Raw genomic sequence first — 14139 nt, forward strand, 5'->3', positions numbered from 1 at the left:
TCTTTTGCTTTTTTACTTTGCAAATGTATATAAAATATCTTTTTTTACTTACTTTTGTCTCGTTAAAACGTTCAAATCATGAAAGCATTATTACCCGTATTTTGTCGTCCTGTGGGATATTTGGTCTTGTTGATAGCTCTGTTCATTCTTCCTGTGCTGTATATACAAGGAATGGTGACCGATCATAATCTGTTATTTTATAAAGAATGTACGAAGTTGCTGATGATGTCAGGATGCTTGTTGATAATCTTTGCATTAAGCAAGAATGAAAGCCGTGAAACGGAGCAGATTCGGAATGCGGCGGTTCGGAATGCAGTCTTTTTGACCTTCCTTTTTGTATTCGGCGGAATGTTGTGGCGTGTCATTCAAAGGGATATCATTAATGTGGATACTTCTTCTTTTCTGACTTTTTTGGTATTTAATGTGCTTTGTTTGGAGTTTGGTCTACAAAAAGCGCGTGTTGATCGATTCTTCAAAAGATAATTTTCCTTTCAATTAAACCTTTTACGATTCAATTTGTCAAAAAGACATTGTTATTGCTACTAATATAATCGTAATTTAGGTAAATGAAAAGATTATCAGTCGGGTTGGTGCTGATGTTGTTATGCACCCTCTCTATTTTCGCACAGAATAAAGTGATTTCTGTTTCGGGACGTGTTGTGGAATCTGATTCTAAGGAGCCGGCAGCACAGGCCACCGTTCAATTATTGTCGTTACCCGATAGCGCTTATGCTGCTGGTATAGCCAGTAGTAATAAGGGTTGGTTTACGCTTCCGAAAGTGAAAGCCGGGAAATATCTGTTGAAGATTTCTTATATCGGTTTCCGCACAAAGTTTGTTCCTGTACAATTGTCAAACAATGTTCCTGAGAAAAAAATGGGGAATATTGCTCTGGAACCTGATGCTGTGATGTTGAGTGAGGCAGTGATTACGGGGACTGCTCCGGAGGTGACGGTGAAGGAAGATACGCTGGAGTATAATTCAACGGCTTATCGTACTCCTGAAGGTGCCATGCTGGAGGAGTTGGTAAAGAAACTTCCGGGAGCGGAGATTGATGATGACGGTAACGTCAAAATCAATGGTAAAGAAGTCAAGAAGATTATGGTGGACGGTAAGGAGTTCTTTGGCGGTGATGTGAAAACCGGTTTGAAGAATTTGCCGGTCAATATGATTGACAAGTTGAAAACATACGATAAAAAGTCCGACTTGGCCCGTGTTACCGGAATTGATGACGGAGAGGAGGAGACGGTTCTTGACTTGAAGGTGAAGAAAGGAATGAACCAGGGATGGTTCGGTAACGCGAATGTGGCAGGCGGGACTGAAAGCCGTTATTCAAGTAATGTAATGCTGAACCGTTTTGTTGAAAACAGTCAGTTCTCATTGATAGGATCAGCCAATAACGTGAATGACCAGGGATTCTCGGGCGGAGGAGGCCGACCCCGATTCCGGAATAGCAACGGTTTGACCGCCACTAAAATGCTCGGTGCAAACTTTGCCACCCAGACGGATAAACTGGAACTAGGCGGTAGTGCCCGTTATAATTTTAGTGACAGAGACGCTATATCTACTAATTATTCGGAACGTTTCTTGCAGAATGGCAACTCCTATTCTAATTCGAACAGTAAAGGTCGTAATAAGAATACTAACTTTAATGCCGATTTTCGTCTGGAATGGAAACCGGATACGTTGACTAACATTATTTTCCGTCCTAATTTTTCTTATGGAAAATCTGATGGGTATTCGATTTCAGAATCGGGAACGTTTAATGAGGATCCTTTTAACCTTGTGTCTAATCCGAATGCTTTTTTGAATAAGGTGGTATGGGATAGTGAGGATGACCCTTTGAAGGATATCCGGGTAAATGCGAGTAACAGTGAATCTATGTCAGAGAGTAAGAGTCTTTCGGCTAATGCTTCTTTGCAGTTGAACAGGAGGTTGAACAGTCTGGGACGTAACATTACATTCCGTGGTACATTCAGTTATGGTGATAATGACAGTGAGTCGTTTAGTGAGGCATTGACGCGCTATTTTGACGCAGTGGCCGGGAAGCCGGATGATGATAACAGGCGGTATACCACATCTCCTACTAAGAACTATGATTACACGGCAGAATTGACTTATAACGAACCGATAGCGAAAGCTACTTTTTTGCAGTTCCGTTATAAATTCCAATATAAATATAGTGAAAGCGACAGAAGCACCTATGATCTGATACCGGATGCTGACAAAGGTCAGGTTTGGGACTGGCATTTTGGTGACGAACTTCCTCTGGGATATGAGAATAACAGGGATCAGGATTTGAGTAAATATGCCAAGTATAATTATTATAATCATGATATAAATGCAGGGTTGAATCTTATCAGAGAAAAATATAGATTTAATGTAGGAGTCTCTCTGCAACCGCAGAATACTACGTTGACTTATAAGAAATCGGAGCTTGATACTATTGTGAAGCGGTCGGTCTTCAATTTTGCCCCGAATATTGATTTCCGTTATCGTTTCTCGAAGGTGAGCCAATTGCGCTTTACTTATCGCGGACGTGCGAGCCAGCCAAGTATGGAGAATTTGTTGGATATCACCGATGACTCAAACCCGCTGAATATCCGTATGGGTAACCCGGGATTGAAACCTTCTTTCTCTCATAATATGCGTTTGTTCTATAATACTTATAACGCGGACAGGCAGCAGGGGATAGTGGCACATGCTTTCTTCAATGCTACCCAGAATAGCATTACCAATGGTACTACTTATAATCAGGCTACCGGTGGAGTTACTGTGAAACCGGAAAATATCAATGGTAACTGGAATGCGTCGGGAATGTTCGGATTTAATACGGCTTTGAAGGATAAACGATTTACTGTCAGTACTTTCTCTCGTGTCGGATATACGAATGCGGTTGCTTATCTGTATAATCAACAGACAACTGTAAACGATAAGAATACAAGTACTACATTGAATTTAGGGGAAGATGTGAGAGGTACTTTTCGGAATGACTGGTTTGAGTTTACGGTGAACGGTTCTATAAATTATAACTTTGAGAAGAATAAGTTGCGTCCGGAGAATAACCAGGAACCGTACACTTTTGGTTATGGTGCCAGTACGAATATCAATATGCCTTGGAATATGTCATTGTCTACCAATATCACGAACAATGCCCGTCGCGGCTATCGGGATGCCAGTATGAACAGAAATGAACTTATCTGGAATGCACAAATTGCTCAGAGTTTCCTTAAAGGTAATGCGGCAACAATCAGTTTTGAGATTTATGATATATTGAAGCAACAGACTAATATCAGCCGTTCATTGACTGCCGATATGCGTTCTGTTTCTGAATATAATGGTGTAAATAGCTATTGTATGCTTCATTTTATCTATCGCCTGAATATCTTCGGAAATAAAGAAGCTCGCGGAAATATGCGTCACGGAGGTTTTGACGGTGGTGGTCATGGTCCTCGCGGTGGCGGAATGCGGCCTATGCGTTTCTAAGCCATAGCAAATATAGAATAGTGAAGTCCCGGTGCTGCGATGATGAGTTGTCACCGGGACTTTTTTGTTTATCCGATAATTTACTTTATATTTGTTGTTCCGTAGCTCTATAAAGAAGGAGATTTCTATGATTGATTGGAACTATATAGTGAGTCAGATAGCAACTGTGGCTTTTGATATACTCTATTTCGGAGCCATTATCAGTACGATTGTCATTATCATTCTTGACAATCGGAATCCTGTCAAGACTATGGCTTGGATACTCATCTTGCTTTTCCTGCCTATTGTGGGGCTTGTCTTTTACTTTTTCTTCGGCCGGAGTCAGCGTCGGGAGCGTATAATCGGACAAAAGAGCTACGACCGCTTGTTGAAGAAACCTATGGCGGAATACTTGGCGCAGGACTGTTCCGATATTCCCTATGAATACTCCCGTCTCATCCAGCTTTTTCGTCATACCAATCAGGCTTTTCCTTTCGAAGGGAACAGGGTGTCTGTCTATACGGAAGGCTACACCAAGTTACAGGCATTATTGCGCGAACTTCAGAAGGCGAAACAGCATATCCACATGGAATATTATATCTTTGAGGATGACGCCATTGGTCGTCTGGTGAGGGATGTATTGATAGAAAAGGCCTCGCAGGGAGTTGAAGTTAGGGTAATCTATGACGATGTGGGGTGCTGGCACGTACCCAATCGTTTTTTCGAGGAAATGCGTAATGCAGGCATTGAGGTGAGAAGCTTCCTGAAAGTGCGTTTCCCTTTGTTTACCAGCCGGGTAAATTATAGGAATCATAGAAAAATTGTAGTGATTGACGGGCGTGTGGGCTTTGTTGGCGGAATGAATCTTGCCGAACGCTATATGCGTGGCTTTTCTTGGGGAATATGGCGTGATACGCATATTATGCTCGAAGGCAAAGCGGTGCATGGTCTACAGACGGCTTTCCTGCTCGACTGGTATTTTGTGGACCGTACGTTGATTACAGCTTCCCGTTACTTCCCGAAAATAGATTCTTGCGGAACTTCTCTTGTGCAGATAGTCACAAGTGAACCTATCGGTCCATGGAAGGAGATTATGCAGGGATTGACCGTGGCAATTACTGGTGCGAAAAAGTACTTCTATATGCAGACCCCTTATTTCTTGCCGACGGAACAAATATTGGCAGCTATGCAAACTGCAGCTTTATCAGGAGTGGATGTGCGTCTTATGTTGCCGGAACGTGCTGATAACTGGATTACACATCTTGGGTCGCGTTCCTATCTGCGGGATGTGATGCAGGCGGGCGTTAAGGTTTTCTTTTATAAAAAGGGATTCCTGCATTCTAAATTAATGGTTTCGGATGATATGCTTTCTACGGTTGGTTCCACTAACGTGGACTTCCGCAGCTTTGAGCATAATTTTGAGGTGAATGCTTTCATGTATGATGTGGAGACAGCGCTTGAGATGAAAGAAATATTCCTTCAGGATCAGCGCGAAAGCACGCAGATATTCTTGAAAAACTGGGTAAGGCGTTCATGGAGGCAGAAGGCAGCGGAGTCTGTTGTTCGTCTGTTGGCTCCGCTACTTTAAATGTTATTCTGTGGTGAAATCTTATCTGAAGAGAGAGAAGTTAACACTTCCGTAAACTCTTCTTTCAATGAAGTGAGGGTTCTCTTCAAAATTATTATCTTTTCCATGTTCCAGTACAAATAATCCGTCTTCTTTGAGAAGGTTATTCTTGAAGATTAACTCCGGTATGGTTTCCAGTTCTTTTAGGGCGTAAGGAGGATCTGCAAAGATAAAGTCAAACTGTTCGCGACTGTTATTGATAAACTTGAATACATCTCCCCGTATCGGCAGACATTTGTCAGTCTGCACTTCCTTCATAATCTTGCAGATGAATGAATAGTGAGCCGGCTCCTTCTCAACACTGATAACGCGGTCGCAGCCTCTGGATACCAGTTCGATACTGATACTGCCTGTTCCGGCAAACAAATCGAGTGCAGTGACTCCTTCCTCGAAATCAATATAATTGTTGAGTACATTAAACAGATTCTCTTTGGCAAAATCTGTCGTAGGACGTGCTTTAAAGGTTCGGGGCACATCAAATCTTCTTCGTTTATAAATACCGCTGATTACTCGCATGTTAATAAGGCTTGCATGTCAATATTAGTTGCAGGATTCATGATGAATACCTGTAAAATGAATTTTCTAAGTTCGTTCATCAGAATTTCTTTGTCGGGAAGGGTTCCGGTGAGATGAAGCTCATCCCGTTCCTGGTTGAATTCTAATTGTTTCCACGCATACAGCAAATAGTAAATACGATCTTCTGTATGGAAGCACTCGAAAGAATTAGCAAGCAGGAGATGTCCCCGTTCGAAACAATAGATGTCGATGCCTTCCTCACGTACGGAAACATACATTTTCTTGCTATTGCCCAGTCTGCTTTTTACGGAGAAATATTCAATGAGCGGAGTCGATTGAGAATAAAAACGAGCTTCGGGGTATTGTTCGGTTAGAAAAGAGTATGCGCTTCTGTCTATACCGAAGACAATAACTACATTATTCTTTTTCAGAATATTGTAAATGACCGTTTCATTTTCCCGCTTCTGATGGTTGTGATAGAATAAAAGGTCGGCCTGCTCTTCTTCAAACAAATCCAATGGCACTATCGTAAAACGCTTGCTAGCCAGCATGATGTTTACCCGTTTGTAAGAATGACCTAAGAAGTCCGATTCGTGAAACACAGCCTTGAGATTGGCTGTAAGAGATAAAGACGTATCAATCTCCTTTTCTATCACTGAGAAAGAGTCGTCGTGAATCGGGTTATAGATAGAAAAAGAAAATCCATCCGTACTAAGACGGATGGATAAAGTATATTGTTTTGATTTAGTAAAATCAATCATTATTCCCAGTTACCAGCACCATTGTTTGGAGTGTCGATAGAACCTACCATCAAACCACTGTATTTACCTAATTTGGAATCTAAGTCTTTCAGGTTGATAATTTCCTGTTTGTCGAGTCCGCTCAAATAAGTATCGTATGGAGCTTTTACTTCGAACAAGTATACAGGAGCACCGGATTTAGCGGTATCGTTTCTAACATTCATTTCGAATTGAGCGCCATTTCCATGAGGGATAAATTTCATAGAATCCGGATTGAATCCTTTCGGATAGATAGTATCCAATACAGCTACCCACATAGTGTCACGTTTGAAGTTTTCAAGTCCCCATTTCTTAACTTCGTCATATCTGCCGGTCTTCTTAGCTTTTTCGATGATCGACATTGCTTTCTTTTCAGTTAATCCGTCTTCCAACTGCTTGTCTGTCAATTGTCCGATTTTCATAACGAACGGCAACTTCTGATTCTTAACGAAGTCAATCAATGTGTCCAATTTAGGAGCATACATTCCGTGGTGAAGCATACGGTATTCCTGCTGTGCTTTACGGATGTCAATTAGACGGGCAATGACTGCTTTTTCTCTGTCTTTTTTTGCGTTTTCAAAATTGATAGGACCCATGATGCTGTTGTAGCAGATGTAAATCAGTGCAGCAGCACAGAGTACTAATACAATATTAAATACTGTTTTCATGATAAATTATGTTTTTAGTTGTTATATTCGCATCGCAAAAATAGAATAAATTAATTTAAATACGATAGTTCCAGGAACTTTTTTCTCGTACAAAAATGATAAATAACTATTTAGAAAGGCAAATTAAGGAAAATTTTCCTTATGAACCAACTTTAGAGCAGGAAATTGCTGTAAAATCTCTTTCAGAGTTTCTTCTGTCTACCTTGGCGGATGAAGTTTTCATCCTCAGAGGCTATGCCGGTACTGGTAAAACATCTCTAGTAGGGGCATTGGTGAAAACGATGAACCAGTTGCAGCAAAAGTCTGTTTTACTGGCTCCAACGGGACGTGCGGCAAAAGTTTTTTCGGCCTATGCGGGACATTCTGCCTTTACTATCCATAAGAAAATATATAGACAACAGTCTTTTTCTAATGAAATCAGTAATTTTTCGATTAATGATAATCTTGCTACAAATACTTTGTTTATTGTTGATGAGGCTTCGATGATTTCTAATGAAGGGTTGTCGGGCAGTGTATTCGGTACGGGACGTTTGTTGGATGACTTGGTGCAGTTCGTGTATTCGAGACAAGGTTGCCGTCTTTTGTTAATGGGAGATACGGCACAGCTTCCGCCGGTGGGAGAGGAGTTAAGTCCCGCGTTGTTTGCCGATGCATTGAAAGGATATGGACTTGAAGTTCGTGAGGTCGATTTGACTCAAGTAGTTCGTCAGGTGCAACAATCCGGCATCTTGTGGAATGCGACTCAATTGCGGCAATTGATAGCAGCAGATGAATGCTATTCGTTACCAAAGATAAAAGTGACCGGCTTTCCGGATATACAAGTCGTTCCGGGAGTAGAATTGATAGAAAAGCTGACCGATTGTTATGACCATGACGGAATGGATGAAACGATTGTGATTTGTCGCTCTAATAAACGCGCGAACTTATATAATAATGGAATACGTGCGCAGATACTTTGGCGGGAAGATGAATTGAATTCCGGAGATATGTTAATGGTAGCCAAGAATAATTATTATTGGACGGAGAAATATAAAGAAATGGATTTCATAGCCAACGGAGAGATTGCAATTGTTCGCCGTGTCCGTCGTACCCGTGAAATGTACGGCTTCCGTTTTGCGGAAGTCACTCTCAGATTTCCCGATCAGAATGATTTTGAATTGGATGCTAATTTGTTGTTGGATACTCTACATTCAGATTCGCCTGCATTACCGAAAGCGGATAATGACCGGTTATTTTACACAGTGCTGGAAGATTATATCGATATTCCCAATAAACGTGACCGGATGAAGAAGATGAAAGCTGACCCACATTATAATGCGTTACAAGTGAAGTATGCGTATGCGGTCACTTGTCATAAGGCACAAGGTGGCCAGTGGCAGAATGTGTTCCTGGATCAGGGATATATGACGGATGAATACTTGACTCCCGATTACTTTCGTTGGTTGTATACGGCGTTTACTCGTGCGACGAAGACGTTGTATTTGGTGAATTATCCGAAAGAACAAGTGGAGTGATTTAGTTGAAAAAAACAGTAGATTAAAGGAGAAGTTCCCAATCTACTGTTTTTCTGATTCTATCTAAGAAGACAAGTTCCTGTCATTAGATTTTTTCAGGCTTTGGCACAAAGAGTTTTAGCACTTTGTTAGTGACTGATTATCGGAAGTTGTTTGGCTGTACACGTTGACCATTGTCATTATTTGTATCTGCCACATCCCACCAGATTTTCGTTCCCTGGTTGTCGCCCATCGGCCGGTTGGGGTTAAAGGATTCACTTTGAGGGTATTTGATCCGTTTGATGAACTTACCTTCAGGCACGTCACCGTCCGAGTTGTTTTCTTCGATATTCAGCAATTCAGGATAATCTGTACGGCGGAATTCTGCCCAACCTTCATTGCCGTTCGGGAAGATCGAAATCCATTTTTGGGTGATGATCTCTTTCAAGGCTTTCTCCTTGTCACTTCCGGATACATCTTGTTTGTTCTTCAATCCGTCAATATAGGCTTGTTTTTTAGCCTCATCAATATTATAGTAATCCATGGACGCTCTAATTCCGTCAATATAATATTGCTCAACTGAGCCTGTCGTCCAATTTCTGAGAGCAGCTTCTGCCAACATGAACCGACTCTCCGCATAGCTCATCCAAACCAGTTCGCGAGCTTCGCTAAACCAATAGTTATCATCTAAATTATTATGATCCGAACTTATCAGTTTATTACATCTTACAGGAGAGTAACTTTTTGTCGCATCCTCTCCTTGTACATCCATATTACCAATCGGACATCCGGCAAAGTCCTTATTGCTTTCTTTGGCTTCCTTAAGATCTGAAAATGGACTTGGGCGCCACCACAGTATTTCGCATCGGGGATCTAATACTTCAGATTCATTTTTATAGGCCTTTTCCAAATCTTTCGACATAACCATTTGCGCTCCCCAACCGAATATCAGCGCATGGATATTTTCAGATCCGCCGCCTCCTTCACCACCTTTGTCGATAGGGGCAACTTTCGGTACAGTTCTCATGTTGTCTGCATTGCTTTGCATCAAACCATAAGTGCTCTCGATTGCTTTTTTCCCTTCTTCTTGGGCACGATCCGGATCGACATTTGAAATACGAAGCGCCAGACGCAAACGTAAAGTATTGGCAAAGCGTAACCATTTGTTGATGTCGCCTCCATAGCAACGGTCATTACTTCCTTTTCCTTCTCCCCAGTTCAAACCTTTGTCGGGTTTGATGTTGGTGATAGCTTCATCCAGCAGTTTGAACATAGCATCGTACACATCCTTTTGGCTGGTATATGAAATATACTGTGTCGGGGGTAACATTCCTTTTATGTAGTACGACAATGGAATATCACCGTATGTATCTGTCTGCATAGAAATGAGGAATGCATAATAAATACGGGTTACGTAGAACTCGTTCCAGTATTTGTCTTTATTGACGAAATGACAGACTTTGATAATTTGTGCATATTCGTTTGCAGTACGGTCATTATAGAAATGATCCCATCTGTTTCTGGACCAGTCGTCAGTATATACGTATGTGCAGGCTTTTTCATGGAAACCGGCAGATGTATTTGCCATATAGCCGGCATAAATGTCATGAGTTAAGTTGGTGGTTACCTGATAATCATTGTAAGGTCCCTCATTCGTTAGATTACGGAACAAACTACCAATTGAAGTTTCTGCTTCTTTTAATGCTTTTATATCAGCTTCAGGCAGTTCATAATCAATATCAATGCCTTCAGGACTTACATCGGTATTAGAAGTACCCGGTGAATAAGGAGGTTCGTACGGGTTGGTGTTCATTTCATCAAAATCTGAGCATGCTGCTAGAGCAAGTAGAGATGCGAATGCAAGTGTTTTATAATAGAATTTCATAACTTCTTTTTATGTTTAGATTAGAAACCAAGATTAATAGAAAGACCGAATGTACGTGTGTAAGGAACAGACATATAATCGATAGCTTGAGAGAACATACTTGTGTCATAACCTCCTTCGGGACTTGTTCCCGGTGTATGTTTCATCAGGTAAGCCAAGTTACGGGCAACGAATGCTACGTTCAGTGAAGTTAAAGGAGTCTTCTTCAGTATGGATTTCGGGAAAGAATAACCTAATGACAATTCTTTCAATTTGATGAATGAAGCATCGTATACGAATTCTTCGGCCATACCACTCATTGATGTGTAATATCTTTGAGCGTTCATAGCTGTTGAGTTTACAGTACCGTCGGCGGTCACACCCGGAGCAACGATTTTCCAGCCATTCTCTGCATTACCACGATTAGCGGTGCGTGCTGCCAATCCTGTGCTGGTTGCCATTGCCTCGGATACAGAAACAATGTCACCACCAAATTTCATATCGAACAATGCAGAAAGAGTAAATCCTTTGTAGGTGAATGATGGAGAAACGGACATTAATAAGTCCGGTTCAATATTACCGATCGGATGATCCAATGTGTATTGGAAAGCGTCTTCACCAGAGACCTTGGTCGGACGGCCTTGTTTATTAACTATCATATTACCGTTTTCATCACGCTTGTACAGGTTTTTGGCATAAATTTCACCCAAGCGGTGTCCTACGCGTGTACCGACATTGATTGGGAAATTTGCATCTCCATTGAAGAAGAGATAATCAACGCCATCTGCCAGTTCTTTTACTTTAGATACATTCCTGGATAAGTTGATATTCAAATCGAACGTGAAATCTTTCGTTTGTACAGGAGTAGAATATAGCATGAATTCGAATCCTTGGTTGACAATTAAACCGGAGTTAATCATTTTACCACCACTCCAAGGAGCCGGTGCAGGGACTTTCATGATCTGGTTCTTGGTACGGCTGTTGTAATAAGTGAAGTCGAATCCCAGACGATTATTGAGGAATTTCATATCCAAACCGGCTTCATACGAGGAGGAAATCTCCGGCTTCAACTGGTCATTCTTTTTAATATCAGATTTTGTGATATTGAGCACTCCGTTGCTGAATGCATAGCTCAATGTATTATACAGGTTGTATGGTTCTGTATCTTTACTTACTTGTGCGGCAGATAGGCGAACTTTGGCAAATGTGAGCCATGAAGGTAATGTCTTGTCTAATGAACGAAGAAAATCTGTTATGATGAAACTTAAGTTTGCAGATGGATAGAAGAATGAACGGTTGCTGGAGGGTAATGTGGACGACCAGTCGTTACGTGCAGTCAAGTCCATTGACAAATACTCTTTCCATGCAAGTTGTGCAGATGCAAATACAGAGTTGGTAGCGCGTTCGTGTCCAGCTTCAGCAGCACTGTTCAGAATATTTGCGGCATTGAATATCCATTGGTTCTTGTTCACCATGTCTTTTGTTTCAGCCGACAAGGTCTCAAATTTCTGATACATGAAGTTGGCACCTACTGTGTAGCCGATACGGAAATTTTCTCCGATACGGTTGTCTCCGGCAAGGATAAATTCTGCATTTGACTCAAAGAAGTTTTCCTCACTGCGGCTCATACGGTCATCGGTAATGTTTTCGATAGTTTTACCGATACCGTTCGATAAGTCGGTGCTTTGAACACGTGTACGGTAATAGTCGAATGCATATTTGGCGCTAAAGTGTAACCAGTCGGTAAAGTTGATTTTTGCGTTGTAGTATCCGAAAGCTCTCCAACGTTCGTCAGAATTATGGCGCTGGTCTTGTACGTAATATGGATTTTCCAATCCGGGGTTCGGGCCTGCCCAATTCACGTGTGCGGAGTTTTCTGTTGAATAATTCTTTAAATCATCCAAAGACACGTTGTGCGGAATACCGATTAACTGTGCAATAACTCCATAACTTCCGAAATAGGGACGATCTTCTGCCTTGGTTCGTGATAAGGAGACTTTTCCTTCCATAGAGAGATATTGGTTCATTTCTGCACCGGCGTTCAGGTCAATATTTATCTTATCCAATTTCTCGTTCGGGAATAAACCTTTATTGTTAGAACTGCCGAAAGATGCACGGAAATGAGACTTGTCGGTTACATTACTGATAGACACATTATGGTTGTGGGCAAAACCGGTGTTGAAATAATCTTCCAGTTTGTTTCCATACTTAGAATAAGCACGTTGTTCTCCGTTCCAGGCTTCTACCATGTGTCCATCCAATTCGCTACCCCAACTACTGCTCGCAGCCTTATTGTAAACACCGTCTGTTCCTTGACCGTAGCGTTCCTGCATTTTCAGTGTTTCAGCTACTGTGCTCCATGTGAAGTTCCCGCTATAACGAACACCGAATCCTTCTTTTTTTGAACCTTTTTTGGTTGTTATCAGGATGACACCATTACCGGCACGTGAACCGTAGAGAGCGGCAGCATTCGGACCTTTCAGTACAGAAATGGTTTCGATGTCATCGGGATTAATGTCGACAGAGGCACCGCCACGGTCTACACCGCCATAGTAAGAAGCGTCAGAACTGTTGTTGTCGCTGAAAGGCACACCATCGATAATCCATAAAGGTTGGTTATTGTCTGATAAGGAGGAATTACCACGAATCGTAATCTTGGTGGAACCTCCCAAACCTGTACCTGCCGTATTCATCTGAAGACCTGCCACTTTTCCTTGCAAAGCGCTTGTCACAGAAGGATCTCCGGTCTTGTTCAGCTGGTCGCTTTTTATTTCCTGAACTGCATATCCCAGCATTTTCTTTTCGCGTTTGATACCTAATGCGGTAACGACGACTTCATCGATAACTTGAGTATCGTCCGACATCGTGACATTGAGAGTCGGTTTGTTGCCCGGAATCTCTAATGTCTTATATCCTATATAGGAAAATACCAATACAGGTTGTTCACCGCTGACCTTGAGGGTATAATTGCCATCCATATCTGTAATGGTACCATTACTTGTTCCTTTTTGCAGGATACTGACACCAATCAGCATTTCTCCTTTAGTATCGATGACTTGTCCGGTAATCGTGTGTTCCTGGCCAACTTGTTGTTGGTTGGTTTGCTGTGCATTTTTTTCTGACAGGTATACAATATTGTCTTCTACCTTGTACGAAATGCTTGTTCCGCTCAGAAGAGAGTTGAGGACTTGTTCTAAAGAAGCGTCTTTTACATTCACTGCCTCTACTTGGGTGGCAGATAACTTGTCGTTATAAAAGAATTGATACTTAGACTGGGACTGTATCTGTTTAATAACAGTTCCTAAGTTTGTGCGTGTAGTTGATAATGTCAACTGTGCGGTAGCCCATTGTAATGGGATTGCCATGAAAATTAAAACCAATAAAGCTCGAAGTAAGTTCGACTTTTGAATAGAATGATTGCTTTCCATACATTTAATTTAATGGTTGTATAAAAATTATTGAACTAATAAAAGAAGTCTTATTTTCTTCTTTTATAAATAAAACAATGCTAACGCAATAAACACTTAGTCTAATTTATCTTTTTTTCTTTATATAATTAAGAGTATTATGATTTCGTGTGTAAATCCCTTTGTACTATCATTGCAGTGCTTCTCATTTAAGAGTTGTGACATGGGCTTGGCACAGTTGTGCCACCACGGTGTCATTGTTGTGACAAGCCCGTGGCACAGTTGTGCCAATGCTGTGTTGCAGTTATGTCAATTGGGAGA

Annotated in this window: 9 protein-coding genes; 4 read left to right on the forward strand and 5 right to left on the reverse strand. The window is 41.4% G+C overall.

Going from position 1 to position 14139, the window contains the following annotated elements:
* Positions 1-78 precede the first annotated feature (78 nt).
* The 3 genes from CGC64_RS06700 to cls all read left to right on the forward strand — a co-directional run bounded on the left by CGC64_RS06700 (position 79) and on the right by cls (position 5052).
* A complete protein-coding gene (locus CGC64_RS06700) occupies positions 79-483 on the forward strand; it encodes a hypothetical protein (protein ID WP_005677136.1) in 405 nt (134 codons plus the stop codon).
* Between the two features lie 83 nt (positions 484-566).
* Entirely contained in the window at positions 567-3485 is a 2919-nt protein-coding gene (locus CGC64_RS06705) for a TonB-dependent receptor (protein WP_005677137.1), read from the forward strand.
* A 127-nt stretch (positions 3486-3612) separates the two neighbouring features.
* Positions 3613-5052: a cardiolipin synthase gene (cls, locus tag CGC64_RS06710; RefSeq protein ID WP_005677138.1), complete on the forward strand. Its 1440-nt coding sequence runs from the start codon at positions 3613-3615 to the stop codon at positions 5050-5052.
* A gap of 21 nt (positions 5053-5073) precedes the next feature.
* Here the strand turns inward: cls and CGC64_RS06715 are convergent, their stop codons facing one another.
* The 3 genes from CGC64_RS06715 to CGC64_RS06725 are packed head-to-tail and all read right to left on the reverse strand — an operon-like array spanning position 5074 to position 7054.
* Entirely contained in the window at positions 5074-5607 is a 534-nt protein-coding gene (locus CGC64_RS06715; RefSeq protein WP_005677139.1) for an RsmD family RNA methyltransferase, read from the reverse strand.
* The gene (locus CGC64_RS06720) at positions 5598-6368 is read right to left on the reverse strand and encodes a DUF3822 family protein (protein WP_005677141.1); all 771 of its coding nucleotides are present in this window, start codon (positions 6366-6368) and stop codon (positions 5598-5600) included. Before CGC64_RS06720 ends, CGC64_RS06715 begins: the two co-directional genes overlap by 10 nt.
* A complete protein-coding gene (locus CGC64_RS06725; RefSeq protein ID WP_005677143.1) occupies positions 6368-7054 on the reverse strand; it encodes a hypothetical protein in 687 nt (228 codons plus the stop codon). The genes CGC64_RS06720 and CGC64_RS06725 overlap by 1 nt, the downstream gene beginning before the upstream one ends.
* Before the next feature lie 95 nt (positions 7055-7149).
* On the opposite strand from CGC64_RS06725, the gene CGC64_RS06730 reads away from it, so the two are divergent.
* Entirely contained in the window at positions 7150-8568 is a 1419-nt protein-coding gene (locus tag CGC64_RS06730; RefSeq protein ID WP_005677145.1) for an ATP-dependent DNA helicase, read from the forward strand.
* Positions 8569-8707: 139 nt separating this feature from the next.
* On the opposite strand, the gene CGC64_RS06735 is transcribed toward CGC64_RS06730, so the two are convergent.
* Together CGC64_RS06735 and CGC64_RS06740 are read right to left on the reverse strand one after the other, a co-directional pair.
* Complete coding sequence (locus CGC64_RS06735) at positions 8708-10432, reverse strand: SusD/RagB family nutrient-binding outer membrane lipoprotein (protein ID WP_005677146.1); 1725 nt, start codon at positions 10430-10432, stop codon at positions 8708-8710.
* A gap of 20 nt (positions 10433-10452) precedes the next feature.
* Positions 10453-13839 (reverse strand): SusC/RagA family TonB-linked outer membrane protein, encoded by a 3387-nt coding sequence (locus CGC64_RS06740; RefSeq protein WP_005677147.1) that lies wholly within the window; start codon positions 13837-13839, stop codon positions 10453-10455.
* Positions 13840-14139 lie beyond the last annotated feature (300 nt).

The sequence above is a fragment of the Bacteroides caccae genome (assembly GCF_002222615.2).
GTDB classification, from domain to species: Bacteria; Bacteroidota; Bacteroidia; order Bacteroidales; family Bacteroidaceae; genus Bacteroides; species Bacteroides caccae.